The 25,963-nt window shown below is 74.1% G+C and carries 20 protein-coding genes, 1 tRNA gene and 1 pseudogene; 6 read left to right on the top strand and 16 right to left on the bottom strand.

The annotated features are described in order from the left end of the window. Positions 1–137: 137 nt before the first annotated feature. From ACIRST_RS12580 to ACIRST_RS12545, 8 genes are all read right to left on the bottom strand, one after another. The gene (locus tag ACIRST_RS12580) at positions 138–2,708 is read right to left on the bottom strand and encodes an ABC transporter permease (RefSeq protein WP_402802439.1); all 2,571 of its coding nucleotides are present in this window, start codon (positions 2,706–2,708) and stop codon (positions 138–140) included. A gap of 124 nt (positions 2,709–2,832) precedes the next feature. Next, a complete protein-coding gene (locus ACIRST_RS12575) occupies positions 2,833–3,588 on the bottom strand; it encodes an ABC transporter ATP-binding protein (RefSeq protein ID WP_402802202.1) in 756 nt (251 codons plus the stop codon). Then, the gene (locus ACIRST_RS12570) at positions 3,585–3,872 is read right to left on the bottom strand and encodes an SHOCT domain-containing protein (RefSeq protein WP_350523202.1); all 288 of its coding nucleotides are present in this window, start codon (positions 3,870–3,872) and stop codon (positions 3,585–3,587) included. The genes ACIRST_RS12575 and ACIRST_RS12570 overlap by 4 nt, the downstream gene beginning before the upstream one ends. Positions 3,873–4,179: 307 nt before the next feature. Then, on the bottom strand, positions 4,180–4,857 hold the full coding sequence (locus ACIRST_RS12565) for a response regulator (RefSeq protein ID WP_396550992.1): 678 nt from the start codon (positions 4,855–4,857) through the stop codon (positions 4,180–4,182). Next, positions 4,854–6,140 (bottom strand): sensor histidine kinase, encoded by a 1,287-nt coding sequence (locus tag ACIRST_RS12560; RefSeq protein ID WP_402802201.1) that lies wholly within the window; start codon positions 6,138–6,140, stop codon positions 4,854–4,856. Before ACIRST_RS12560 ends, ACIRST_RS12565 begins: the two co-directional genes overlap by 4 nt. 112 nt (positions 6,141–6,252) lie before the next feature. Next, a complete protein-coding gene (locus tag ACIRST_RS12555) occupies positions 6,253–8,805 on the bottom strand; it encodes an ATP-dependent Clp protease ATP-binding subunit (RefSeq protein ID WP_402802200.1) in 2,553 nt (850 codons plus the stop codon). A gap of 178 nt (positions 8,806–8,983) precedes the next feature. Further along, the gene (locus tag ACIRST_RS12550; protein ID WP_350523198.1) at positions 8,984–9,688 is read right to left on the bottom strand and encodes a VIT family protein; all 705 of its coding nucleotides are present in this window, start codon (positions 9,686–9,688) and stop codon (positions 8,984–8,986) included. 79 nt (positions 9,689–9,767) lie between these two features. Then, a complete protein-coding gene (locus tag ACIRST_RS12545) occupies positions 9,768–10,268 on the bottom strand; it encodes a MarR family transcriptional regulator (RefSeq protein WP_402802197.1) in 501 nt (166 codons plus the stop codon). Positions 10,269–10,355: 87 nt separating this feature from the next. Here ACIRST_RS12545 and ACIRST_RS12540 point away from each other — a divergent pair. Further along, a pseudogene (locus tag ACIRST_RS12540) lies at positions 10,356–10,424 on the top strand (hypothetical protein); the annotation flags it as partial. On the opposite strand, the gene ACIRST_RS12535 reads toward ACIRST_RS12540, so the two are convergent. Next, positions 10,421–11,011, bottom strand: coding sequence for an HAD family hydrolase (locus ACIRST_RS12535; protein WP_396551012.1), 591 nt, complete (start codon positions 11,009–11,011; stop codon positions 10,421–10,423). The pseudogene ACIRST_RS12540 and the gene ACIRST_RS12535 sit on opposite strands and share 4 nt — an antisense overlap. A gap of 367 nt (positions 11,012–11,378) precedes the next feature. Here ACIRST_RS12535 and ACIRST_RS12530 point away from each other — a divergent pair, with 367 nt between their 5' ends. Further along, complete coding sequence (locus ACIRST_RS12530; protein WP_402802195.1) at positions 11,379–12,026, top strand: nuclease-related domain-containing protein; 648 nt, start codon at positions 11,379–11,381, stop codon at positions 12,024–12,026. A gap of 159 nt (positions 12,027–12,185) precedes the next feature. On the opposite strand, the gene ACIRST_RS12525 is transcribed toward ACIRST_RS12530, so the two are convergent. Then, positions 12,186–12,260: transfer RNA gene (locus ACIRST_RS12525), tRNA-Val, on the bottom strand. Positions 12,261–12,421: 161 nt separating this feature from the next. Between ACIRST_RS12525 and ACIRST_RS12520 the strand changes: the two genes are divergently transcribed. Next, the gene (locus ACIRST_RS12520) at positions 12,422–13,831 is read left to right on the top strand and encodes a hypothetical protein (protein WP_402802193.1); all 1,410 of its coding nucleotides are present in this window, start codon (positions 12,422–12,424) and stop codon (positions 13,829–13,831) included. A 119-nt stretch (positions 13,832–13,950) separates the two neighbouring features. Continuing rightward, positions 13,951–14,175, top strand: a complete 225-nt coding sequence (locus ACIRST_RS12515; RefSeq protein ID WP_402802191.1) for a zinc ribbon domain-containing protein — start codon at positions 13,951–13,953, stop codon at positions 14,173–14,175. Between the two features lie 109 nt (positions 14,176–14,284). Here ACIRST_RS12515 and ACIRST_RS12510 read toward each other — a convergent pair whose 3' ends face one another. The 3 genes from ACIRST_RS12510 to ACIRST_RS12500 form a co-directional block, all read right to left on the bottom strand. Next, positions 14,285–15,106 carry an HAD family hydrolase gene (locus tag ACIRST_RS12510; protein WP_402802190.1) on the bottom strand — a complete coding sequence of 274 codons (822 nt, stop codon included), beginning with the start codon at positions 15,104–15,106 and terminating at the stop codon, positions 14,285–14,287. Then, positions 15,106–17,799, bottom strand: coding sequence for a phosphoribosyltransferase (locus ACIRST_RS12505; RefSeq protein WP_402802188.1), 2,694 nt, complete (start codon positions 17,797–17,799; stop codon positions 15,106–15,108). The genes ACIRST_RS12510 and ACIRST_RS12505 overlap by 1 nt, the downstream gene beginning before the upstream one ends. A 273-nt stretch (positions 17,800–18,072) precedes the next feature. Next, positions 18,073–19,284: an HpcH/HpaI aldolase/citrate lyase family protein gene (locus ACIRST_RS12500; RefSeq protein ID WP_402802186.1), complete on the bottom strand. Its 1,212-nt coding sequence runs from the start codon at positions 19,282–19,284 to the stop codon at positions 18,073–18,075. Between the two features lie 413 nt (positions 19,285–19,697). On the opposite strand from ACIRST_RS12500, the gene ACIRST_RS12495 reads away from it, so the two are divergent. Continuing rightward, positions 19,698–20,888, top strand: a complete 1,191-nt coding sequence (locus tag ACIRST_RS12495) for a TerD family protein (protein ID WP_402802184.1) — start codon at positions 19,698–19,700, stop codon at positions 20,886–20,888. 136 nt (positions 20,889–21,024) lie between these two features. On the opposite strand, the gene ACIRST_RS12490 is transcribed toward ACIRST_RS12495, so the two are convergent. Next, the gene (locus tag ACIRST_RS12490; protein WP_350523186.1) at positions 21,025–21,774 is read right to left on the bottom strand and encodes a Tellurium resistance; all 750 of its coding nucleotides are present in this window, start codon (positions 21,772–21,774) and stop codon (positions 21,025–21,027) included. Positions 21,775–22,397: 623 nt separating this feature from the next. On the opposite strand from ACIRST_RS12490, the gene ACIRST_RS12485 reads away from it, so the two are divergent. Then, positions 22,398–23,576, top strand: a complete 1,179-nt coding sequence (locus ACIRST_RS12485; protein ID WP_402802182.1) for a DUF2637 domain-containing protein — start codon at positions 22,398–22,400, stop codon at positions 23,574–23,576. 156 nt (positions 23,577–23,732) lie between these two features. On the opposite strand, the gene ACIRST_RS12480 is transcribed toward ACIRST_RS12485, so the two are convergent. Then, the gene (locus ACIRST_RS12480) at positions 23,733–24,827 is read right to left on the bottom strand and encodes a DUF475 domain-containing protein (RefSeq protein WP_350523184.1); all 1,095 of its coding nucleotides are present in this window, start codon (positions 24,825–24,827) and stop codon (positions 23,733–23,735) included. 146 nt (positions 24,828–24,973) lie between these two features. Next, positions 24,974–25,552 (bottom strand): TerD family protein, encoded by a 579-nt coding sequence (locus ACIRST_RS12475; protein ID WP_350523183.1) that lies wholly within the window; start codon positions 25,550–25,552, stop codon positions 24,974–24,976. Positions 25,553–25,963: the final 411 nt, after the last annotated feature.

Genomic DNA, 25,963 nt, shown 5'->3' with positions numbered 1-25,963 from the left:
TCCCCCGCGCTTGGGCAACTCGGGGGCCCGCCCGCCCCCGGGGGGGGGGGGGGGGGCCCCGGGGGGGGCGGGGGGGGCCCCCCGCCCCCCGGGCCGGGGGGGGGGGGCCCCCCCCCCCCCCCCGTCTCCGCTTCCTCCTACTCCGTCGCTATCGCCCGCAGGACGTCCAGCCGTGCCGCCCGGCCCGCCGGGCGCAGGCCCGCCACCGCGCCCGCCAGCAGCCCGGCCGCCAGGACCACGGCCAGCTGCCCGGGCGGTATCGCGAAGGACCCCGTCCCGGCCCCGTCCGAGGCCCGCACCAGGGCCCAGCCGAGGAACGCGCCGAGCCCCAGCCCGCCGACCGTCCCGAAGGCCGCCACCAGCACCGACTCCCAGCGCACCATGCCGCGCAGCTGAGCCCTGGTCTGGCCGACCGCGCGCAGCAGCCCCAGCTCCCTGGTCCGCTCGTGCACCGCCAGCGTCAGCGTGTTGGCGATGCCCAGCAGCGCGATCAGCACCGCCAGCGCCAGCAGCGCGTAGACCACCGAGAGCATCGTGTCCACGCCGGAGGCCGCGCTCTTGGCGTACTCGGCCCGGTCCTGCACCTGCGGACTGCCGAAGGGCACCAGCGCCTTCTCCACCGCCGCCTTCCCGGCGCCCGGCGGGACGCCGTCGCGCAGCCCGACCGCGACCATCGTGTCGGCGTCCTGCCCCCGGTGCGGGGCCCAGGCCTGCCTGGTCATCAGGTAGTCCCCGGCCAGCCCGCCGCTCCCGTAGAGCGCACGGATGGTGAACCGGTCGCTCGCACCGTCGGTGAAGCCCACGGTGACGGTCTGTCCGAGCTGCCAGCCGTGCTGCTGCGCCTCGCTACGGGAGACCGCCAGCCCGTCGGTGCCGAGTGCGTCCAGCGAGCCGTCGACCCGGCCGAGGTCGACGATGCCGGGCAGCCGGGCCGGGTCGGTCACGTCCAGCGTCCGGCCGTGCCCGTCGATCCGGGCGACGCCCCTGCCGAGCCCGACCGTCTGCCGCACCTCGGGCAGCCCGGCCAGGGCGTCCGCCACCTTGGGGCTGATCCCGCTGCCGCCGGCCCCGAACGAGGCGGTGGTGACGGCGAGATCACCCGCGAAGGACGTGCTCACCGTGTCGTCCAGGGTGGCCTTGATCGACGCACCGAAGACGGTGAACAGCGTGACCACGGCGACCCCGATCATCAGGGCGCTCGCCGTGGCCGCCGTCCGGCGCGGGTTGCGGGCCGCGTTGCGCCTGGCCAGCACCCCGGAGACCCCGCGCAGCCTGGGCAGCGGCGCGCCCAGTGCCCGGACGGCGAAGGCCGCGGCGACCGGCCCGAGCACCACCGTGCCCAGCAGCACCGCCACCGCCCCGGCCGCCGTCAGCAGGACGGACGGACCGTCCGTCGCACCGAGGACCGCCACCGGGACGCCCCCGGCCAGCAGCAGCCCCCCGAGCACCACCCGGACGATGCCCGAACGCCCCTGCGCCGCCCGGTCGACGCCGGTGTCCCGCAGCGCCGCCAGCGGAGCCGTCCGCCCGGCCCGGACGGCCGGCAGCAACGCCGAACCGACCGCGACCAGCGTCCCGACCAGCAGCGGCAGGAACACGGCGGCCGCGCTGATCACCATGCCGCCGGTCGGCAGGGCGAAGCCGAGCGCCGAGAACAGCGCCTTGAGCCCGGTCGCCACCCCGATCCCGCCCAGCAGCCCGCCGAGCGAGGCCAGCAGGCCCACCGCCAGTGCCTCCGCCAGCGTCGCCCCGAGCACCTGGGCCCGCACCGCGCCGAGCGCCCGCAGCAGCGCGTTCTCCCGGCTGCGCTGGGCGACCACGATGGCGAAGGTGTTGTGGATGGTGAACGTCGCCACCAGCAGCGCGATCCCGGCGAAGACCAGCAGCAGCGTGGTGAACATGGTCAGGAACCGCCCGGACAGCAGCTGGGTGGACTCCTGGGTGGCCGCCGCACCGGTGACCGCCTGGACGCCGGCGGGCAGGCGCGGGGCGATCCGGTCGACCAGCTCCCGCTGCGAGACCCCGCCCGCCGCCCGGACCTGGATCGAGGCGGCCTGCCCCGCGCCCTTGGGCGTGAGGTAACGCTCGGCGTCCGCGAAGGTCATCGCGGTGAAGGTGCTCGGCCCCATGCCGTCCGCGCTCGCCCCGAAGGTGGCGATGCCGACGACGGTGACCGGCACCGGCTCGGGCGTGCGCAGCACCGTGGTCGAGCCGAGGTGCAGCCCGCCCGTCCGCGCCGCGCCGCGGTTCACCACCACCTCGCCCGGGGCGGCCGGTGCCCGGCCCTCGGCCAGCCGGTACGGGTTGAGCCGGCCGTCGGCGAGCCAGTTGCCCGCCAGCGTGGGCGGGCCCTGACCGCCGATCGGTTTGCCGTCGCTGCCGACGAGTTGGCCCGCGCCCTGGACGGACGGCTCGGCGGCCGCCACGCCGGGGACCGAGCGCAGCCCGTCGGCGAGCGCCGCCTCCACCGGCGCCCGCACCCCGCCGGCCGTGCCCGGGGAGTCCAGGACGTCGGCGCTGCGGACCACGACGTCGGTGCCCGCGTTGGCGTCCGCGAAGAGGGTGTCGAAGTTGGCCCGCAGGGTGTCGCCCAGCACCATGGTGCCGGTCAGGAAGCTCACCCCGAGCAGGATGGACAGCAGGGTGCCGGCCAGCCGCCGCCGGTGGGCGCGCAGCGAGCGCAGGCTGAGGCGGAGCGTGACGGGCATCATGCGCGCACCTCGCTTCGCCCGGCAGGGGCGGTCGCCCGTGCGCGCCGTTGGGCGACCGGCCCTCCCGCGGCCGCCGTCCGGGAGCACGTCCCCGCCGTTCGGGCGTACGTCTGTCGCTCGCTCATGACCGCCCCCGTTCGAAGGCCTTCATCCGGTCCAGCACCCGCCCGGCGCTGGGCCGCTCCATCCGGTCGACCAGCCGGCCGTCGACGAGGAACAGCGCCTCGTCGGCCCAGCCGGCGGCGGTCGGGTCGTGGGTGACCATGACCACGGCCTGTCCCATCTCGTCCACCGCCCGGCGCAGCAGGCCGAGCACCTCGCCGCCGGTGCGGGAGTCGAGGTTGCCGGTCGGCTCGTCGGCGAAGACCACCTGCGGCCGCCCGGCCAGTGCCCGGGCCACCGCGACCCGCTGCTGCTGGCCGCCGGAGAGCTCGCTGGGGTGGTGCTGCAGCCGGTCGCCGAGGCCGACGACGTCGATCAGCGTCTCCAGCCAGGCCGCGTCGGGGGTGGCCCCGGCCAGGTCGAGGGGGAGGGTGATGTTCTCCCGGACGGTGAGCGTGGGCACCAGGTTGAAGGCCTGGAACACGAAGCCGATCCGCTCCCGGCGCAGCAGCGTGAGCCGCCGGTCGCTCAGCGAGCCGAGCTCGGTGTCCCCGATCCAGGCGGTGCCGGCGGTGAGCGTGTCCAGCCCGGCCGCGCAGTGCATCAGGGTGGACTTGCCGGAGCCGGAGGGGCCCATGATCGCGGTGAAGCGCCCGGCCGGGAACTCCACCGTGACGTGGTCCAGCGCCCGGACCTCGGTGCCGCCGACGCCGTGGATCTTCACGGCGTCGGCGACCCGTGCGGCGGTGCCGCGCACGACGTCGAGGGTGGTCACCTGGCACCGCCTCCCCGGGTGTCCTCCCGGGCCGACTCGCTGAGCACGGCCCGCTTGGCGCGGTACTCCTCGGCGTCGATGTCGCCCTCGGCGTAACGGCGGCCGAGGACGGCCAGCGGGTGCTCGGCGGCGGATCCGGCGCCGTACCCGAAGCCGCAGCCGCGCCGGCGCCAGACCGTGCGGCGCAGCACCACGATCACGAGGAACACCACGGCGATCCAGACCAGGGGGACCAGCAGGATCCACGGCCCGGGCCCGTGCCAATCGGCCAGCTGCGTGTACATGGGGTTCATCTCCTCGGCCGGGGGCCTCCAGGACCTCGGGCGGTTCCCGAGGTGCCTTGAGCGTCCCGCCGAGGGGTCTCATCGCGCGTCCTACCGGCAGCGGCAGTCGGGATACTCCCGGGAGAGTACGGACGGCCGGTGACACGCCGAGCCGGGAGTAGCCGCGCCGGGAGCAGCCACGCCGGGACGACCCGCTCGTCCGGGGAAGGGCTCTCCCCCGGGCACAGCCCTCGCCGACAGGGCCCTCCCCGGCACAGCCCTCGCCGGCCGAGCCCTCCCCCGGCAACGCCCTCCCGCGCGAGGGCCGTCAGCCCAGCCAGCCCGGCCGCACCAGCCCCGACTCGTACGCCAGCACCACCAGTTGCGCACGGTCGCGCGCCCCGAGCTTCACCATCGCCCGGCTCACGTGCGTCTTCGCCGTCAACGGGCTGACCACCAGTCGCCGGGCGATCTCCTCGTTGGACAGCCCCATCCCGACCAGCGCCAGCACCTCGCGCTCCCGCTCGGTCAGCGCAGCGATGTCCGTGAGCCCCTTCGGCGCGGCCTCCGGCGCCTTGGAGCGGGCGGCGAACTCGCCGATCAGCCGCCTGGTCACCCCCGGCGAGAGCAGCGCGTCCCCCGCGACCGCGACCCGGATCGCGCGCAGCAGGTCGGCCGGCTCGGTGTCCTTGACCAGGAAGCCCGCCGCCCCGGACCGCAGCGCCTCGAAGACGTACTCGTCCAGCTCGAAGGTGGTCAGCACGACCACCCGTACGGAGGACAGCGCCGGATCCTCGGCGATCCTCCTGGTCGCCTCCAGCCCGTCCATCCGGGGCATCCGGATGTCCATCAGCACGACGTCCGGCACGAGTTCGCGGGCGAGCAGCAGCGCCGCCTCCCCGTCGTCCGCCTCGCCGACCACCGTGAGGTCGTCCTGCAGGTCGAGCAGGGCCCGGAAGCCCGCCCTGACCAGCAGTTGGTCATCCGCCAGCAGTACCCGAATCACTCACTCCCCGCCTTCGGTGTCGGCAGCTCCGCCCGGACCCGGAAGCCGCCGCCGGGCAGCGGCCCCGCCGTGATGGTGCCACCGAACGCGGCCGCGCGTTCCCGCATCCCGACCAGTCCGCTGCCGGCCCCTCCGGCGTCGGCGACCACCGCCGGGCCCGGGTCCTCGACCCGGACCACCAGCACGGCGGGATCCCTCCAGTCCAGCACCACGACCGCCTGCCGGGCCGCCGAGTGCCGGATGACGTTGGTGAGCGCCTCCTGGACGATCCGGAAGGCGGTGAGGTCGACGGTCGCGGACAGCGCACGCCGCTCGCCGTGCTCGTGCACCTCGGCCTCCAGGCCCACCCGGTCGGCCTGCGCGGTGAGTTCGTCCAGCCGGTCCAGCCCCGGGGCCGGACCGCGCGGCGCCGCGCCGGGCCCGCGCAGCGTCGCCAGCACCTGGCGGACCTCGCCCAGCGCCTCCTTGCTGGTCGACTTGATGGTGACCAGCGCCGTGCGGGCCTCCTCCGGCCGCCGGTCGAGCAGCGCCAGCGCGACCCCCGCCTGGATGTTGATCAGCGACAGGCTGTGCGCGAGGATGTCGTGCAGCTCCCGGGCCATCTTGAGCCGTTCCTCGTTCGCCCGGCGTTCCTCCAGCTGCTGCCGGTAGGCCCGGTGGGCGGCGATCCGCTCGCGCCGGAAGCGGACGATCTCGGCGATCGCCATCACCAGCAGCAGCCAGGCCAGCAGGCCCAGTTCCTCCTGCCAGGCCACGCCGTGCGCGGGTGCGCGCTGCCAGCTCTCCGGCAGCACGAAGGTCACCAGCACGTGCACCAGGTACACCCCGGCCAGGCCCGCCCAGGCCGCCCGGCGGTGCCCGGCGCCGATCGCCACGCTGCAGGCGATCAGCCAGCTCAGGAAGACCGGCCCGTACGGGTAGCCGGCGGCCAGGTAGGCCGCGGTGGCCACCGAGGTGCCGGCCACCACCGCGACCGGTCGGCGCCGGCGCAGCACCAGCAGGGCCGGCCCGAGCAGAAGCAGCACGTAGCCGAACGCGTCGAGCGGGGCGCGCCCGGGCTGGTTGTGCGCGGCGAAGGTCGAACCGACCACCTGCACCGCCGCGACGCCGACCGCCAGCCCCACCGGAAGGCGCGCCCGCACCCACGGCGGGCGCCACGGCTCGGGCGGCGCGGGCGGCTCCGACGGCGAGCGCGGCTCCGACTGCTCCGGCTGCTCTGGCCGCTCCGGCCGCTCCGACGGCTCTCGCGGCACCGACGGATCCGGTTCCGGTGACGGGGACATGGGCGGCATCATGCCCGAAACGCTAGACCCGGCTTCCGCTCCGACGCGTCCTCCACCGGTGGCGTTCGGGCGTACTCCCGCCGGAGTACGCCCGAACCCGCTCCTGCTCCCCTCAGCGGTCCGCGCCGACTCCCGCCTGCGCCTTCTCCTCCGACGCCGCAGCCTCCTCGAAGGTCGCCGGCGCCTCCGGCCGCGCCATCGTCACCACCAGCTCGCCGTCGCTCACGTCCGCGATCAGCGTGTCCCCCTCCCGCACGGAGCCGTCCAGCAGCAGGTTGGAGATCCGGTTGTCCAGCTCCGACTGGATCGTCCGGCGCAGCGGCCGGGCCCCGAACTCCGGCTGGTACCCGCGGTTGACCAGGTACTCCTTGGCCTCTTTCGTGACCTCCAGCCGGACGTCCTGGGCCCGCAGCCGTCGCCGGCTGCGCTCCAGCAGCAGGTCCACCACCGACAGCAGGTCCTTCCGGGTGAGGGCGTGGAAGACGATCACCTCGTCGATCCGGTTGAGGAACTCCGGCCGGAACTGCTGCCGCAGGTCGCGCATCAGGTCGTCCCGGATCTCGTCGACGTTCCCCGCGTGGTCCAGGATCCGCTGCGAGCCGATGTTGCTGGTCATGATCACCACGGTGTTGCGGAAGTCGACCGTACGCCCCTGGGAGTCGGTCAGCCGCCCGTCGTCCAGCACCTGGAGCAGCAGGTTGAAGACGTCCGGGTGCGCCTTCTCCACCTCGTCGAAGAGCAGCACGCTGTACGGCTTGCGGCGCACCGCCTCGGTCAGCTGCCCGGCCTCGTCGTAGCCGACGTACCCGGGCGGGGAGCCGACCAGCCGGGAGACGGTGTGCTTCTCCTGGAACTCGCTCATGTCGAAGCGGATCATCCGGTCCGGGTCCCCGAACAGCAGCGCCGCCAGCGCCTTCGCCAACTCGGTCTTGCCGACCCCGGTCGGGCCGAGGAAGAGGAAGGAGCCGGTCGGCCGCTCCGGGTCGCCCATCCCCGCCCGGCCGCGACGCACCGCCTGGGCGACGGCGGTGACCGCCTCGTCCTGGCCGATCACCTTCTCGTGCAGGTGCTGCTCCAGCTTGAGCAGCCGCTCTTTCTCGGTCGCGTTCAGCTCCGCGACCGGAATGCCGGTCCGGGAGGACAGCACCTGGGCGATGTCGTCGGCCGTCACGTCGACGACCTCCTCGCGGGACTCGGCGATCGCCGCCAGCTCGTCCTCGGTGTGCCGCAGCTCGGTCTTCAGGTTGGCGGCCCGCACGAACTCCTCGTCCGCGACGGCCTCCTCCAACTCCCGCCTCAGCTTGGTGATCCGGTCCTGCACCCCGGTCGCCTCGGTGGACCCGCTCAGGCTGCGCAGCCGCACCCGGGCACCGGCCTGGTCCAGCAGGTCGATCGCCTTGTCCGGCAGGAAGCGGTCGCTGACGTACCGGTCGGACAGCGTCGCCGCCGCGTCCAGCGCCGCGTCCGTGAACCGCACCTGGTGGTGCGCCTCGTAGGCGTCGCGCAGCCCCTGCAGGATCTCGACGGTCTCCTCGACGCTCGGCTCGGGCACCAGCACCGGCTGGAAGCGGCGCTCCAGCGCGGCGTCCTTCTCCACGTACTTGCGGTACTCGTCCAGCGTCGTCGCGCCGACCACACTCAACTCGCCGCGGGCGAGCGCCGGTTTGAGGATGTTGCCGGCGTCCATCGAGCCCTCCCCGCCACCGCCCGCGCCCACCACGGTGTGCAGCTCGTCCAGGAACAGGATGACGCTCTTCTCGGCCGCCGTAACCTCGTCGATCACGTTCTTCAGCCGCTCCTCGAACTCGCCCCGGTACTTGGAGCCGGCCACCAGCGCGGCCAGGTCGAGGGTGACCACCCGCTTCTCCCGGAGGCTCCGCGGGACGTCCCCGGAGACGATCCGCTGGGCCAGTCCCTCGACGATCGCGGTCTTGCCGACACCCGGCTCGCCGATCAGCACCGGGTTGTTCTTGGTCCGCCGGGAAAGGATCTCGACGGTCTGCTCGATCTCCTCGGCCCGCCCGACGACCGGGTCCAGCCGGCCCGAACGCGCCTCCTCGGTGAGGTCGCGCCCGTACTCGTCCAGCGTCGGCGTCTCGCTCGGCTGCGCCCCCGCACCACCCCGCTCGCCGCCGGTGCCCCGCGTCTCCAGCACCGACTTCAGCGACTCCTGCGAAGGCGCCGCGTTGCGCAGCGCCACACCCGCGCCCGAGCGCTCCTGGTCCAGCAGCGCGCCGAGGATGTGCTCCGGCCCGATGTACGAGGCACCGGCCTCCTGCGAACGGGCGTGCGCGGCGAGCAGGGCGCGCTTCGCCGCGGGGGTGAGCGCCGGCTGCCCCTCCACCGCACCGGCACCGCCGGACGGCAGGGCGTGCTCCAGATCCGCGGACAGCTGGTCGGGGTCGATGCCCGCGCGCGCCAGCATCCGCCGCGCGGGGTCCACCCGGGTCGCCGCCCAGGCCAGGTGGGCGGTGTCGAGGTCACTGGACCCGTCCTCGGCCGCACGCTGCGCCGCCAGCGCCAGCAACTCCTGGGAGGACTCGCTGAGCAACCGCCCGATCGGCACCCGCTGCACGGCGGGCGGGGAGGCCATCGGGCTCATCCCGAAGAACCGGCTGAGCAGATCGGAGAACGGATCGTTCGATCCGAACGGGGGCATGGTCACGACGAGTCACCTCTCCCAAGCGGTTTGCAGCCACACAAACACAGGCCGCACGACCTCGCCTGTCGAGCCGAACGACGCCGTGACGTGCCGTGGGCGCGGTGCTGTGCCGTGCCGTGCGGGCCGTACGCCCCGGCCCCGCAGACGCCCTGCTCGGCCCTCCGCCCGCCCCGCCGCGCAGTCAGCCGATGAAGCTGTCCAGCAGCACACCACCGCTGTACGTCACCGCCATCGCCAGCAGCCCGCCCGCGACGTTGCGACCCACCGCCCGCGCCGGACCGGCCCCGCCCATCCTGGCGCTCGCCCAGCCCGACAGGGTGAGCGCGACCACCACGGAGCCCACCGTCACCCCCAGCCGCCACGACTCCGGGGGCAGCAGCACCGCCAGCAGCGGCACCAGCGCGCCCAGCGTGAACGCGGCCGCGCTGGCCAGCGCCGCCTCCCAGGGATTGGTCAACGCCTCCGGGTCGATGCCGAGTTCGGTCTGCGCGTGGGCCGCGAGCGCGTCCCGCTCGGTCAGCGCCACCGCCACGTCACGCGCGAGGTCGTCCGTCAGCCCGCTGCCCCGGTAGTAGTCGGTGAGTTCGTCGAGCTCCCCCTCCGGGTCCTCCGCCAGCTCCCGCCGCTCCTTCGCCAACGCGGCCCGCTCGGTGTCCCGTTGGGTGCTGACCGACACGTACTCGCCGGCCGCCATCGACATCGCCCCCGCCAGCAGCCCGGCCACCCCGGCCGCCAGCAGGGCCGTCCGCGAACCGGCCGCGCCCGCCACGCCCGTCACGATGCCGGCCGTCGACACCACCCCGTCGTTGGCCCCCAGCACCGCCGCCCGCAGCCAGTTCAGGCGCGACGACAGCTCCGCCCGCGTCTCCCCGACCTGCTCAGCCATCCGTCCACCGCTCCCAGGGGTCCGGCCTCGGGAATCCGGCTCAGGGCTCCGATTCAGGGGGCCCGCTCAGGGGTCCGGCTCAGGGATCCGACCGGTCCCCCCGATCCTCACCCGGCGCCGACGCCCCCGCCACCCGCCACCCGCCACCCGCAGCCGGACGTCCGCCGGCAGCTTGTCCAGCAGGCCGACCAATGTCCTCCCGGGCTACCAGCCCCTGCGCCTCGGCCCGGGCCACCCGCTGCGAGACCGCCCCCGCGGTGACCAACGTGCGACGGGCCGGCTCGCGGGTGATCAGGACGTACGGCGCACCCGATCGGCGCAGCACCGAGAGCAGGTCCAGCGTGGCCGCGTCGATCCCGGCCGTCCGCAGCACCCGGGCGCGGTCGTCGGCGAAGAGCTTGCCGAGCCACCACACCGGGGTGACGACCTCGATCCCGGCCGCCACCGCGACAACGTCGAACGTGCCGCCGCCGGACTCTCCGCCGGCTGCGCCGGACCGGTCGAAGACGTCACCGGAGTCGAAGGCGCCGCCGGGGGCACCGTCGAGGGCGTCGCCTGCGATGCCACCGACCCCCGCCAAGTCGCCGAACCGCCGCGCTGATCAACGGAACCCACACCGACCGCCCCGGCCCCCGCCGACGTCGCCCGCACCGCCCACTTCCTCGCTTCCCCCGGCGCCCGCCACCTCACCGGCCAGACCCTCCACCTCAACGGCGGCGCCCACACCACCCGCTAGCCCAACAGCGGCGCCAGCGCCCGCCGCAGGTCCTCCGGGCCTCGGTAGAGCACCCCGGCCATCCCCAACGCCACCGCCGCGTCGACGTTCTCCTGCCGGTCGTCGACGAACAGGCACCGCTCCGGCGCCGCCCCCGCCCGCTCCGCGGCGATCTCGTAGATCCGCCGCTCCGGCTTGGCACTGCCGACCACGGAACTGTTCACCACCTCGTGCGCCAGGTCCGTCAGCCCCAGCCGTGCCAGGTCCTCGTCCAGCCACACCGTCGCGTTGGTCACCAGCACCAAGCGGCAGTGCTCCCGCACCCGTCGCAGCATCCCCACCGCGACCTCGTCCGCCCAGAACGGCGAGTTGGCGAACGCCTCCGCCAGCCCGCGCGCCTGCGCCGCCGACACCCGCCCCTCCAGCCCGCGGACGATCGACTCCACCCACTCCGCCTTGCCGATCCGCCCCAGCAACAACGGCCGGTCGTTCTCGGGCGCGAACCCGACGCCCGCCGTACTCCCCTCCCCCAGCCCCGCGGCCCGTTCCAACGCCGCCACCCCGGCCCCGTCGAAGAACCGGATCACGCCGTCCACATCGCACAACACCGCATCAAACGCCCTGGCAGTCACCCCACCTGCCTACCAGCCACCCCCACCACCCCGACCCCCGGGGTCGGCCCCGACCCACCGACATTCACACGCACCCTCTTCCCCTGTTTCCTCCTTCTCCCGCCACATCGCCTCCGCCCGCCTGCGTCCGCCCGCTTGCCTCCGGCTGGACCGGGTCGACTCGCTGCCCCTCCGCGTTCCCGCCGATCCGTACGTGGGCATGCTGACCGTGGTCAGGAAGCGCCCGTTCGGCAGTCATGTCCTGCCCCGCACCGTCCGGCGTAGCGGAGAGAAGAAGCCACCTCCCCGGGTGGTCTCGGCACAGGTACCGCAGCCTCGTGCGGCGGTCCCCTTCCTTCCGCCGATGAGCGAGGAGGACGACCTGTCGCTGAACCCTCCTGGCGCCGGGCTGGAAAGCCTGGTGCGTGAGGGCGAAGAGAGGTATGGGCTGCTCGTCCGGCTCGCCGCCAAGCTTTCCCGCCAGCGGCTCGGTGGTTCGAGCACGCTGCGTCGGCTGGAGGGCGAGCAGATCGTGGGGGCTCGACTGGACGCGCTGAGGGCTGCGGGTTGGAAGGTGCTGCACGGGGTCCCGTTGCCGTCCGGGGCCGACATCGACCATGTGGTGATCGGCCCGCCCGGGGTCTTCACGGTCAACTCGAAGCACCACCCGGGCGCCACCGTGTGGGTCGGCGACAAGATCGTGAAGGTCAACCGCAACGGCTTCCCGTACCTGGAGAACTCCACGTTCGAGGCGGCCCGTACCGCTGACCTGCTAGCCGTGTGGTGTAGTTTCGACGTGCCCGTCCACCCCGTCATCGCCGTCGTGGGTGCACAGAGGATCACGCTTGGGGCGACACCGGAAGTAACGGTCCTCGACGGCGAGCAGATCACCGACGTCCTGCCCGCCCGGCCCGCAGTGCTGTCCCCGAACAGGGTTGACCGGGTCTTCACGGTTGCCCGCCATCGCTACGTCTGGAGCCGGATGGGCACGCGCAGGAAGAAGGCCCGCTGACTCGGCTTGCCCGACGCCTGCCGACAGGTCCGATCGAGCCCCGGAACCTCAGCCGGGCCCTTCGAGCCGATCAGCGCCGCCGCCGAGCTGACATCAGCGGCTGCCGTCAACCACTGCAGTCAAAAAGCCCGCAGCATGATCGCTGCGGGCCTCTTGCGCTGGTGGGCGCGGACGGTTTCGAACCGCCGACATCTGCTTTGTAAGAGCAGCGCTCTACCACTGAGCTACGCGCCCCCGTGCGTGGCCGGGTGGGCGCACGACGAGTGCCTAGGGTACCTGGTCCCGGGGGGTGGTGTGGGCCAGGTGGTCGGGTGGGGCGCGGGCGGGGTGGGGAGGGGGAGGCCGGGGCGGGAGGGGTGGGAGGGGGTGACGGGCCGGTGGGGTGATCGGGGAGAATGGGGGCCGGATCAGCGGGTCGGAGCAGGGAGCGCGCAGTGACGGGTGCCGGCGGGAGCGGGCGGGGGCGGCGTCGGGCGGGGAGTGCGCTGACGGACGCGCTGGTGCTGCCCGTGGTACTGGCGGGTGCGCTGGGCGCGGTGGGGCTGGCGTCGGCCGGGACCGGCGGTTGGTGGGGTCGGCGCGGCGGCGGCGAGGGCGTACGGGCGGAGGCCAGGGAGGCCCGGGCCGCGGCGCAGGAGGCGTTCTACGAGCTGGAGGAGACCCAGCGCGAGGTGCAGCTCGCGGTGGAGACGGTCCGCGCGGCCGAGGATGGGGCGACGGCGCAGCGTGCGCTGGCCGATCTGGCGGCGATCTCCGGCCGGGTCGAGCAGGTCACCGTGAACTACCTGGGCGCCCTCGACGCCCACAACCTGGACAGCGAGACCCTGGACGCGGGCACCGCCGCGCAGGCCAAGCGCCGGCTGGAGGACGTGAAGGGGCAGCTGGGCTCCGCCCGCGCCGAGCTGAACGACTTCCTGCGCCGACTGCAGCCGACCGTCGAGCACGCCGAGCAGCAGCTGATGCGGGTCACCCCGGCTGTCGAGCAGGCCAAGCGGGCGCTGCTCACGGCTTCCGACGCGCTGGACGCGGTGCGCGGCGCCGGCCTGCGGGCGGACGACCTGGCGGCCCGGCTGGCCGAACTGGCGCCGGAGCTGGCGCGGCTGAACGAGGGCCCGGCCCGGCACGGGGTCGCCGGGACGCTGCAGCGTGCGGACGAGGTGAAGCAGCGCGCCGGGGCGATCGCCGCCGATGCCGCGCAACTGCCGGAGCGTGCGCGGGAGATCGATCGGCGGGTGGCGAGCCTGCGGACCCGGATCCAGGCGCTGGAGACCAAGGCCGCGACGGTCGAGCCCGCCCTGAGCGAGCTGCGCCGCCGGTTCAGCACCGCGTGCTGGCAGGACCTGCAGCGGGTGCCGGATCAGGTCGCCGAGACCGGGCGCGCCGCCGAGGGCAAGCTCGGCGAGGCCGCCCGCGCCCGGGACGAGCAGCGCTGGGCGGACGCCACCGCCGCGATCGGGACGGTCCGCGCGCTATTGGACACCGCGGACGGCTCGGTGGTCGCGGTGAACGACCGGTTCCGGCAGCTGAACGAGGTGCAGCACGACCCCAGCCGGGAGATCGAGCGCGCCCGCTTCGCCATTCGGGACGCCCAACGGCTGGCGATGGCCGGGCGCAATGCCCCGGACCCGCGGCACGCCGCCCCGCTGGACGAGGCGGTGGCCCGGCTCGACCACGCGGTGGCCGTGCTGGAGGCGGCCGGCCGGCACCCCGACTACTGGGCCTTCCTCACCGAGCTGGCGGCGGTGCGGGAGACGGCGGCCCGGGTGATCGGGCTGATCCGCGGCGACCTGGGCGGACACCGCTAGCCGAGGACGTACGGCGGAGGACGGGCGGCGGACGGCAGCAGAACGGCGATCGGCAAACGGCCCGAGAGCGGCGGGAGAAGGGCGGGGTGCCGAGCGGGTCGGCTCGGTACCCTGCCGGTATGCCACGCTACGACTTCCGCTGCCGCTCCTGCGGCGCCACCTTCGAACTCCGCCGTCCGATGGCGCAGGCCAACGACCCCGCCGTCTGCCCGCAGGGCCACGAGGACACCGTGAAGCTGCTGTCCGCCGTCGCCGTCACCGGCGCGGCCGCCGGCCGACCGGCCCCCTCCGCCGGGGGTGGGGGCGGGGGCGGCTGTTGCGGCGGCGGCTGCTGCGGGGGCTGACCGAGAAGCCACCCCCGAGCGACGCCGGCCCCGGAACGCGCCGCCGGCCCCGGAAAGCGACCCCGAGCCGGCCCGACGGGCTCCCGGCGCGGACCACCCCCGGCGGGGACTACCCCGCCGTGACCCCCGCCAGGAACCGGCGGACGATCTCCTCCCCCGCCGTCACCCCCACCTCCTCCAGGGCGGTGACGCCGGGGGCCGTCCAGCCGCTGTCCGCGAGTTCGCCGTGCCCCGGCCGCCACGCCGCGTCCGCCGCGAGCAGCAGGTCCGCGTCGAGCAGCGAGTCCCCGGCCGCGAGTACGGTGGTCGCGCCGCTGCGCCGTACGACCTCGGCGAGGGCCGCGCTCTTGGTGAGCGGCGCCGGGACGGCGTACACCTTGCGGCCCTGCAGCGAGACCGCCCAGCCGCGCTCGGCGCACCAGCCGGTCAGCTCCTCCAGCCAGCCGGTCGGCAGCGCGGCGCGCTCGACCACGAGGTAGGCGAACAGCTCGTCGGCGACGCGCCGTTTGTGCGTCCACTCCGGGTCGGCGCACAGGGCGAGCCGCCGGGACACCTCCTCCAGCGGGGCCGAGCCGGCGGCGATCCGCGCGGTGATCTCGGCACGCCAGTCGCCGTCCGGCACGCCGTCCACCAGCAGCTGCCCGCCGTTGGCGCAGATCGCGTACTCGGGTATCCAACCCGGCGTCGGGCCGGGCAGGTTGACCCGCGCGTACTGCTCCGGCGTCCGGGTGGTGGAGGGGACGAAGCGGGCCTGGCGGGCGAGTTCGGCGAGCAGTCCGGCGGCCTCTTCGGTCATGTAGGACAGCGGTCGGCCCTGGTACGTCTCGACGCAGAGCAGCCGTGGCGCAAGCCGGTCGGGGACGTCCAGGGCGAGCGCCCGGTCGGAGTAGATCAGCGTCCGGTCGAGGTCGCTGGCCACCAGAACACCCATCAGGATTCCCTCCCCGAAACCGAGCCCGCAGCCGGGCCCGGAACAGCATGTGAAACAGAGCCGGAGGCCGGGTCCGCACCCGAACCGGCGGACCGTCCGTCGGCCCCGGTCGCCCCGCGGCTGTAGCGGGGGTGGATCAGGCCGACGCAGGTGTACGGCAGGTCGTCCACCTCCTCGACCTCGACGCCGCGCTGGGCGGCGAGCAGCCGGACGTGGTCCAGGTCCGCGCCGGCGCCGCGGCGGGCGAGGATCCGCCAGGGGACCCGGCGCAGCAGCACCCGGGTGGTCTCGCCGACACCGGGCTTGACCAGGTTGACGTTGTCGATGCCGTACTCGGCGCTGATCCGCTCGACGGCGGCCCAGCCGGCCCAGTCGGGCGCCCGGTCGGGGTCGTCGGACAGCCGGTCCGCACCCTCGACCGCCTCCGCGCGCACCTCCCCGAAGCACGCGGCCACGGCGTCCAGGAAGGCCGCGGAGACGTCGCTGCCGGCCAGCTCGGCGTAGTGCTTGGCGCCGTGGAAGTCGTTCGGGCCGATCAGGCCGGCCCGCAGGACGGTGCGCGAAACCAGCCCGGACACCGTGGAGTTGAGGCAGGCGGACGGGATCAGGAAGTCGTCCCGGGTGCCGTAGGTGCGCACGCAGCGGCCCGGGTCGGCGAGCACCGCGAGGTCCGGGTCGAAGCCGGTGCCGACCAGCGCGTCGGCGAGTTCGCGGGTGATCGCGCCCTTGCCCGTCCAGCCGTCCACGAACACCACGTCCTCGGAGCGGTGGTGGGCGGCCAGGTACCGCAGCGCGACGGGGTCGATGCCGCGGCCGCGGACGATCGAGACGGCGTAGTGCGGTACGGACAGCTCATGGGCGAAGGCCAGCCAGCGGCGGATCAGGATGCCGACGGGCGTGCCGGCCCGGGCGAGCGAGGCGAGCACCAGCCCGGGGCCGCGTTCGCGCAGGAGCGTCTCGGCGACGGTGCCGACGGCGAGCGCGATCCGGCGGGCGGAGCCGTGCAGCGCCTGGTGGAACAGCTCCTGGTAGCCGGGGCTGGGCTGGTACTCGACCGGCAGCGACTCGGCGTAGTGCGCGCCGCCGTTCTGGACGGCCTCCTCGCGCTCCTCGGTAGGGGCTTCCAGGGCGACCCCGGAGAGGTCCTTGAGCAGCCACGCCACCTCCTCGGCCCGGTACGAGGAGAACGCCGGCCCGTACAACGGGGTCGGCAGCAGCGACGAGGACAGCGGCGTCGGCACAAGCGTCGGCTCCGCGACCGCCGCGGCCCCGGTCACCGGCTCCGCACCCACCGGAGCCCCGCCGACCGGCCGGTGCGAGGGCAGCACCGCGAGCACCACCCGGTCGGTGACCTGCCGCAGCTGGCCGAGCAGCGCCCGCTCGCCCCGGTGCAGCGCCGGGGTGTCGGCGACGTCGTCGACCACCAGCACGACGGCGTCGAAGCGCCGCGCCGGGTCGCTGCCGGGAGCGACGTTGTACGCGTAGCGCTCGCGCGAGGCGTCGTCCTGCGGGTCGTCGTGGGCGGGGAAGGCCAGCCGGGTGCGGATGGCGTAGCCCGGGTCGTCGACCGCCAGGACGGGCGAGCGGGTGGTGGTGGAGTAGCGGACGCGGTCGCCGCCGAGCCGCTCGGTCAGGGCATCGGCCAGGCGCAGCGGCGTGTACATCAGCTCCTCGAAGCCGAGCACCAGCACCCGCTGCGCCTCGGCGGGCAGGGCGTCGGCCAGCTGCCCGGCGAGCCGGGGCAGGGCGGCGTCCAGCCGGGCGCGGTCGCGGGCGGTGAAGCCGTGCCGGCCGCCGTCCGGGAGGCCCGCGGGCCAGTCCAGCTCGACCCGGGCCAGCGGCGCGGGCTCGGCCGCATCAGGCGCATCGGCCACATCGGTCACATCTGTCACATCGGCCGCCCCGGGCGCACCAGCCGAACCGACACCGGCCACATCAGCCGCACTGGCCGCACCCACCGCACCAGCCGCCGGAGGCAGCTCGGCCGCCGCCTCCGCGATCAGCCGTTCGGCCCGCTCCAGCACGTCCGCGGGCAGCTCGACGCCCCCGCTCGCGGTGGCGACCAGGTCGAGCCGGACGCCGAGTTCGGCGGCGGCGTCGGTGAGCCGGTCCCGGTCGTCGGCCGAGCGCAGGTCGACCAGCGCGACCACGACGTAGTGGTCGCGCGGGTGCCGGGCGTGCAGTTCGCGGATCGTGTTGAGGATCGTCCGGCCGGTCGAGAACTCGTCGTCCACCAGCACCAGCGGCCCGTCGCCGGCGAACAGTTCGGGGTCGGCCGGGAGCAGCAGGTGCGAGGTGGCGTGCGAGTGCTCCTCCTCGAAGCCGCCGAGCGGCGGGATTCCGGGCACCGGGCGGCGGGTGGAGTGCAGGTAGGGGGCGTCGAGGCCGTCGGCGACGCTGTGGCCGAGGCCGGTGGCGGTCTCCGCGTAGCCGAGGACGACGGCCCGCGCGGCCGTTTCCTCGCCGAGCAGTCCGCGGACCCGGCGGCCGAGTTCGAGCCCGGCGCCGTGGACCACCGAGGGGCGCTGCGGCACGTGCTTGCCGAGCACGTTGGAGACGAGCAGGTGGGCGCGCTTGCGGTTCTCCCGGAGGGCCAGCCCGACGAGTTCGGGGAGGCGCTCGGAGCCGGTCAGCACGATCCCGGCCCGGTCGGCGACCCAACGGCCGGTCCACGTCTGGGGTGTTGCTGTCACTGCTGGTCCTGCCTTCGGTGGTGCGATGGTGCGATGGTCATGTCCGGCTCGTCGGGTCCGCTCCGCCGTACGGGACCGTCCTGCCGACCGTACGGGAACCGTCCTACCCGACCGTACGGATACCGTCCTACCCGCCGTTCCGGAACCGGAGGGAACGCCCCGGCCTCGGCCGCACGAACAGCGGGAACGCCCCGGCCCCGGCCGCACGCACGGCGCGGACGCCCCGGTTCCGGCCTCAGGCGCACGCACGGCGCGGACGCCCCGGTCCCGGCCTCAGGCGCACAGGCAGGCCGAGAGCAGCTCCGCGAAGCTGACGTCCTCACGGGCCACGCCGAACACCTCCGCCCGCAGCAGTATCCGCTCCGCCCAGGCCCGGTGCGGCCGGGCCTCGTTCATCTTGTTGGTGTACGCCGAACGCAGCACCCCGCCGCCGTCCTGCTCCTGGCGGAGGATGTCACGGGCGTCGCAGTACTCCTCGTGCGTGACCACGGAGAGGGCGTGCACGGCGGGCACGTGACTGGGGTGGATGCAGGTCTTGCCGAGCAGGCCGTTGGCCCGGTCGAGTTCGACCTCCCGGATCAGCCCGTCCAGGTCGTGTTCGATGATCCGCCGGCGGACCTCCTCGCCGGAGGCCCGGCCCGTCCCGACCGCGTCGGTGCCGAACGAGGCCTCGGTGAACGGGGTGCGGCGCAGCTGCGGCTTGAACATCCGCTCCTGCACCGGGAAGTACTCCCAGACCGGACCGGTGATGGTGTGCCCCGTGCCGTCCGCCCGGCCGAGCACGTTGACGACGTCCCCGATCACCGCCGCGACCAGCGCGACGTCGTACGCGGTGAGGTCGGGCGAGCGCCGCAGGCCGTACGCCGAGCAGAGGTCGGTGACGCCGAGGCGGACGGCGAGCACTCGCTCCCGGTACCCGGCGAGCAGCTCGGCGATGCCGAAGAGCTGTTCGCGCCGGGTCTCCAGGTGGGCCAGCTCGGGCGATTCCAGGACGGGCATGGCGAACAGCCGCCGCCCGGTGGCGGCCTCGGCGGCGGCGAGCGCGGCCAGGTACTCGGCGCCGTTCTCCGGGGTGAACTTGGGCAGGACGAACCCGCTGAGCAGCTCGACAGCCGGACCGAGCCGCTCGGCCAGGTCGGGAATCTGAGCGGCGGCACGGACTCTGATGAAGAGCAGTGGGTGACCTTGTGCGCAGTCGGTGAAATCCTTGACCAGGTCATTCAGCTGCTCGACCAGGTTCCGCTCCCCGGCGTCCACCTCGTGGTCGGCGATCGCGTCCTCCAGGCAGAGCACCATCGACACCACGCCCCGAGCCGCCTGCTTGCGGATGTCGGCGGCCAGTGCGGGCCTGGTGGCGGGGCTGTAGAGGGTGCCGCCGAGCGCGGTGGCGAGCACCCCGGGCTCGCTCTGCGCGGTGAACGTGCGCGGCTGCTCCAGGAAGAGCCGGCCGCGTACGTCCTCGGCGAGGTGGCCGAAATGGCGCAAGGTGCTCTCCTCCAGGAAGTGGACGGGCCTCCGGCCCCCTGCCGACGCTGCCCCTGCCGCCGGACGGCGTCCTCGGCGGCCGCCGACGGCCTCGTCGACCGTCGGACAGCCACGCCGACCGGCCGACACCCTGGTCAACCGGCCGACCGGGCGCCGTGGTTCCCCGGACGCGCCGCCGGTGGACGCCCCTCCGTCGAACCCCCGGGGCCTTCAGACCGCCCATCGTACGGACGGGATCCGGCCGCTCCCGGTTCCCCGGCACTGAACTCCCGGAACATCCCGGTCCACTTGGACGATCATGGGCCGGGCGGCGGCAAACCCCGGGAAGCGCAAGTCTTGGCAAAGTCCGCCTCGGCGCGAACCGGTCCGGTCACGTTGTCCGAAGGGGTGGCGAACGGGCAGGATGGTCCGCTATGACGCACGTGATGGCCAAGGGCGCCAACATCGCACTGCCGGCGGCGGCGGTCCGCGCCGTGCTGCGCTGGAGCGCCGCGCCCGGTGCGCCGGACGTGGACGCGTCCGCGCTGCTGCTCGGCGCCACCGGCAAGGTCCGTTCGGACGCCGACTTCGTCTTCTACAACCAGCCGCGCCACCCGTCCGGCCTGGTCCGCCACCTGCCCAAGCAGCAGACCTCCGGCGGCGCCGAGATCATCGACACGATCGAGGTCGAACTCGCCAAGCTGCCCGCCGACGTGGACCGCGTGGTGCTGGCCGGCTCCTCCGAGGGCGGGCCCTTCCGCGCGGTGCCGGGGCTGCGGCTGCTGCTGTTCGACGCCGCGGCCGGTGACAGCGCGCCCGCGCTGGCCGAGTTCGAGATCAGCGACGCCGAGAGCGTGACCGCGCTGGTCGCGGGCGAGCTGTACCGGCGCTCCGGGTCCTGGAAGTTCCGGGCGATCGGCCAGGGCTACACCTCCGGGCTGATCGGCCTGGCCACCGACTTCGGCATCACCGTCGAGGACGAGGCCGCGGGCGCGGCGCCCGACCAGGTGGCGGCCCCGGCGCCCGCCTCCACCGCCTCCCCGACCGGTGCGGTGGACCCGCGCAGCACCCCGCTCCCGGACCCGCGCTCGACCGCCGCCGAGCCGGGCACCTTCACCCTGGCCCCGGCCGTCCCGCCGACCCCGCCCCCGGCCGCCGCCCCGACCCCGGTCGGGGCCACCGCGGGCGCGCCGACGGCCGCCCCCGCCGCACCGACGACCCCGCCGCCGCCCACCGCCCCGCCGACCCTGCCGCCCCCGCCGGCCGCCCCGCCCACCGCGCCGCCGGGCCACCGGCCCGGGACCGGCTACGGCTACCCCCAGCAGCAACCCGGCACGGGGTACGGCTACCCGCAGCAGCAGCCCGGGACCGGCTACGGCTACCCGCAGGCCACCCAGCCGTACCAGCAGCAGTCGGGCACCGGGTACGGCTACCCCCAGCCGACCCAGCCCGTCCCGCCGCAGCCGCACCCGGGCAGCTACGGCTACCCGCAGCCGGGCACCGGCCAGCAGCCGCCCGTCCCGCCGCAGCCGCCGACGGCCCAGCCGACGAACGCGCAGCCCCCGGCGCCCACCGGCGAGGAGTTCGCGCTGCCGCCGCAGGGCCCGCAGTTCCAGCCCCGCTGACGCCCACCCGGGGTGGCGGCCGCCCGATGGCGGCGGCCCCGCCCCGGACCGCAGCCTCCCCGGGCCGGCAGCCGCCGCCCCCGGCCGACAGCAACCCCCGACCGGGCCGACAGGAACCCCGCTCCGGCGCCACCCGTCAGTCGCCGCCCGGCTGGCTCTTGTAGCCGCGCTGCCACTGCATCCCGAAGCCGTACAGCCGGTCGATGTCCGACTGGAACCCGTTGACGTACCGCACCTCGCGGCGCACCGTGAGCTGGTTGTCCCCGGCGTTCTCGATCAGCACCACCGCGCAGGAGCGCGCCGCCCGGGCCCGCTCCTCCAGCTTGATCTCGATCCGCGGGCCGGTCTGCGGCACGATCGTCACCACCGCCTGCGACTGCTCGAAGGCCGGCGTGCCGTCGTAGATGTAGACGAAGATCAACAGCCGCTTGAACTTGTCCTTCTTCTCCAGGTTGACGTACATCGTCTCGCCCGACGGCGCCCCGTACTGGTCGTCGCCGCTGAGCTTGACGTACGGCGCGTTCTGGAGGTCGCCGAAGAGGCCGCCGAGCGGCTGCACCACACCCGTGGACCCGTCGGAGAGTTCGTACATGCAGGCCAGGTCGAGGTCGACGTTCATCGCCTCGCTGCTCTGCGGAGAGTCCGGCTCCAGCGGGCTGAGGATCCGCGGGCTGAAGAACCGCTTGATCGTGTCCCGGGTGCTCGGCCGACCGGCGCCGGCCCGCATCGACCAGTGCAGGTTGACGTAGAGGTAGCCGGTGGTGGCGGCCGACCCGGTGATCGCGTGCTGCGGGGCCGACTTGGTGAGTATGACCTTGTGCTGACCGCCCGGGTTGTCGAAGGTGTAGCTCCGGTCCCCGCGCAGGTACTCCCAGATCGAGACCATCCCGTCCTCTCCCCCTGCTCCCGCCAGGCGATCTGACGGTCCGCCGACCAATGATCGGGCATCGGCCCGGCCGACGGATACCCCGTCCGCCCCCTCCCCTACCCCGTCCGGCCACCCACCCGCCACCGACGGGCCGACCACCGCACGCGCCGGCGCGCACGCCGGCGGGCACACGAACGGCCGCACGAGCAGCTGCACGACCGGGCGCCGCCGCCCGAACGGGCGACCGAGAAGCGGCCGACGGCCGACCCACCTCGACCGGGCACGGGCCCGCCGTCGACCGACCGCCGGGCGCACCATCGGCCCAACCGCCGGGCGCACCACGGGCGCACGGCAGGACACACAACCGGGCGCCACCTGCCGGACCACCAGGCGAACCACGGACGAACCCCGGGCGAACCGGTGGGTCGATTGGCCCCAGCCAGCCGCCCTCCCGTAACATGCCGCCCCTTCGGACGCGATATCGTCTAGCCGCACAGGTGTCCCGTCCGCCCCTGCGCGGGCGCGGTGGGCACACCGTGCGGCGACGAACGAACCGTCAGGCAGTGCCCGCACGGCGGGCCCTGACCGCCTGTGTCGCACTGTGAACCTGTCCCCTTCGGAAACCCGAGGCCCGACCCGCAATGAACCTGACCTCCATACAGCTGGTCTGGACCGTCGTCGGCGGCGCAGCCCTGCTGTTCGTCGCCGTCCTGATGGCGACGCTGCGTTTCAAGAGCTCGAAGAAGGACGAGGCCACCGACTCCTGGGAGCGCAGCGAGGAGCGCCGCCGCCGCAAGGAGATGATCTACGGGATCTCCTCGTACACGCTGCTGTTCTGCTGTGCCGGTGTCGCCGCCGCGCTGTCCTTCCACGGCCTGGTCGGCTTCGGCAAGGAGAACCTGGGCCTGGCCGACGGCTGGGAGTACCTCGTCCCGTTCGGCCTGGACGGCGCCGCGATGTTCTGCTCGGTGCTCGCCGTCCGCGAGGCCAGCCACGGTGACGCCGCGCTCGGTTCCCGCCTGCTGGTCTGGGTGTTCGCGATCGCCTCGGCCTGGTTCAACTGGGTGCACGCCCCGCGCGGCTTCGGCCACGCCGGCGCCCCGCAGTTCTTCTCCGGCATGTCGATCTCGGCGGCGATACTGTTCGACCGCGCGCTGAAGCAGACCCGCAAGGCCGCGCTGCGCGAGCAGGGCCTCGTCCCCCGCCCGCTGCCGCAGATCCGCATCGTCCGCTGGCTGCGCGCCCCGCGCGAGACCTACGCGGCCTGGTCGCTGATGCTCCTGGAGAACGTCCGCAGCCTGGACGAGGCGGTCGAGGAGGTGCGCGAGGAGCGCCAGGCGAAGCTGGACGCCAAGGCCCGCGCCCGCACCGCCGACCGCCGCGAGCGTGCCGAGCTGAAGGCCATCTCCCGCCAGGGCGGCGGCATGCTGGCCCGGGCCCGCGGTGGCCGCCAGGTGCCCGCCCTCACGGCTGCCGGAGACGGCCCGAGCGCTACGGAGCCTGCCCTAGCCGCGGAGTCCGACGCCACCACCCCGACCTCGCAGGCCTCCACCTCCTCGCTGGAGCCCGCCGCCCTGGACACCGGCCGCCGCCCCCGCGCCGCCGTCGGCTCCTCGTACTCCTCCTCGTACTCGTCCCCCTCGACGTACTCGTCCTCCTCGTACTCCTCCACGTCCTCCTCGTCCTCCTCGACCGACGCCCTCGGTTCGTCCCGTCGCAGCTCGTCCATCGACCTGACGGCCGACGACGACACCCTGGCGATGCCGAAGCTGGACTCGCTGGAGCGCAAGCTGCGCGCGATCGAGCAGCAGCTCGGCTGACCCGGCCGCCCGCACGACGCGAAACGGCCGCCCCCGGGGTTTCCCGGGGGCGGCCGTTTCGCGTGTCCGGCTCAGTTCAGGCGCTGTGTCCGGCGCTGTGTCCGGCGCTTGTCCGACTCTGTGTCCGGCTACGAGCCGACTACGTGTCCGAGCCGGCTACTTGCCCGACCCGACCAGCTCCGGCTCGTCCTCCGCGCCCTCGCGCCGGTTGCGCAGGATCGAGGAGCCGAGCGCGAGCCCGATGAAGGCGACGCCGATCAGGCCGGTGACGATCTCGGGGATGTGGTACTTGATCCCGACCAGCAGGATCGCCGCCAGCGCGCCGATCGCGTAGTGCGCGCCGTGCTCCAGGTAGACGTAGTCGTCCAGGGTGCCCTTGCGGACCAGGAAGACGGTCAGCGAGCGGATGTACATCGCGCCGATGCCGAGGCCCAGGGTGATCTGGAAGATGTCGCTGGAGATGGCGAACGCGCCGACGACGCCGTCGAAGGAGAACGACGCGTCCAGGACCTCCAGGTAGAGGAACAGGAAGAACGCGGCCTTGCCGGCGACCTGGACGACCGACTTGCCGGCCTTCTCGGCCTCCTCCTCGCGCTCGGCCTCGGCCTCCAGACCCGACTCGAAGATCGAGGAGAGGCCGTTGACCGCGAGGTAGGTGATCAGGCCGAGGACGCCGGAGAGCAGTACGGTCTCGGCGTGCTCGGCGGCGAAGAAGCGGGCGGCCAGCACCAGCGAGACCAGGGCGATGACGACGGACAGGGCGTCCAGCTTGCCGATCTTCTCCAGCGGGCGCTCCAGCCAGCTCAGCCAGTTGTGCTCCTTCTCCTCGAACACGAAGTCCAGGAAGATCATGAGCAGGAAGACGCCACCGAAGGCGGCGATGGCCGGGTTGGCGGCTTCCAGGTACTGGCCGTAGGTGAGGCCGTCGTGGGTCTTGTCGGAGTGCAGCGCCAGGTCGATGACCGTCGCCGGGTCGAGCTTCGCGGTGAGGCCGACGACCAGCAGCGGGAAGATCAGGCGCATGCCGAAGACGGCGATGAGCACGCCGACGGTCAGGAAGATCTTCTGCCAGTACGGGTTCATCCGCTTCAACACCGTGGCGTTGACCACCGCGTTGTCGAACGACAGGGAGATCTCCAGGATGGAGAGGATCAGCACGATGCCGAAGCCTTGGGCTCCCCAGAGAAGTCCGGCCGCGGCCAGGCCGATGGCGGTGATCGCGAACGACCAGCCGAATGTGCGGAGGAACACGGGAGTTGGCTACCTTTCGGGTTCTGGCCGTGCCGGGGGCGGCCTCGTCCCCGAGACGCCCTGACCGGGCCCCGCCCGGTCAGGTCACCCCCGCACTGCCCTCAGTTCTCATGATCGGGTCGGGTGCGATGGTCCGATTTCCGCCCTTACTGTACGTTCACCCCGAAGTCGAGCGCGATGCCGCGCAGGCCGGAGGCGTACCCCTGGCCCACCGCGCGGAACTTCCACTCGCCCGCGTAGCGGTACAGCTCGCCGAAGATCATCGCAGTCTCGCTGGACGCGTCCTCGGACAGGTCGTAGCGGGCGATCTCCTGGCCGTCGACCGAGTTGACGACCCGGATGTAGGCGTTGCGGACCTGCCCGAAGTTCTGCAGCCGCGGCTCGGCGTCGTAGATCGACACCGCGAAGACCACCTTGTCCGCCTGCGCCGGGACGAGGTCCAGGTTGACCAGGACCACCTCGTCGTCACCCGTGTCGTCGCCACCGGTGAGGTTGTCGCCCTGGTGCTCCACCGAGCCCTCGGGGCTCTTGAGGTTGTTGTAGAAGACGAAGTACTCGTCGCCGAGCACCCGCCCGCCACCGCAGAGCAGGGCGCTCGCATCGAGGTCGAACGGTGCGCCCGTGGTCGAACGGGCGGACCAGCCGAGGCCGATCTGGACCTGCGTCAGGTTCGGCGCGGCCTTGGTGAGCGAGACGTTGCCACCCTTGGCGAGCGTGACCACCATGACGTTCTTCCTCCCTTGCTTCTCCCGGGGCGCCTTCCAGGTGTAGTCCCCCGCGGCCCCGGCCGACCGGCTCCGGTCGGCTGAACTTCCTGAACTCACATCCTCGCAGCGCGACGGGCCCCCGCGGGACCGGGTCGGACGAACCTCGACCCGCCGGCACCCGCCCACCCGCACGACGCCCGAACTACCGCCCGGACAGCCGTGAAGGCGGCAACGGCGGCAGCGGCGGCAGCGACCGGACCAAGCCGGGGGGGGGGGGGGGGGGGGGGGGGGGGGGGGGGGCGCGGCGCCCCCCCCCCCCCCCCCCCCCCCCCCCCCGGCCGCCCCGGCCCAGGAACGGCAACGGCAACGGCAACGGCAACGGCAACGGCAACGGCCCAGGAACAGCGACGGCCCCGGCCGCCCGCCCGG

The organism is Kitasatospora sp. NPDC101447 (assembly GCF_044767225.1).
Classification (GTDB): domain Bacteria; phylum Actinomycetota; class Actinomycetes; order Streptomycetales; family Streptomycetaceae; genus Kitasatospora.
The sequence above is the reverse complement of the archived record's forward strand: the minus strand, read 5'-3'. Positions and strand labels throughout refer to the sequence as shown.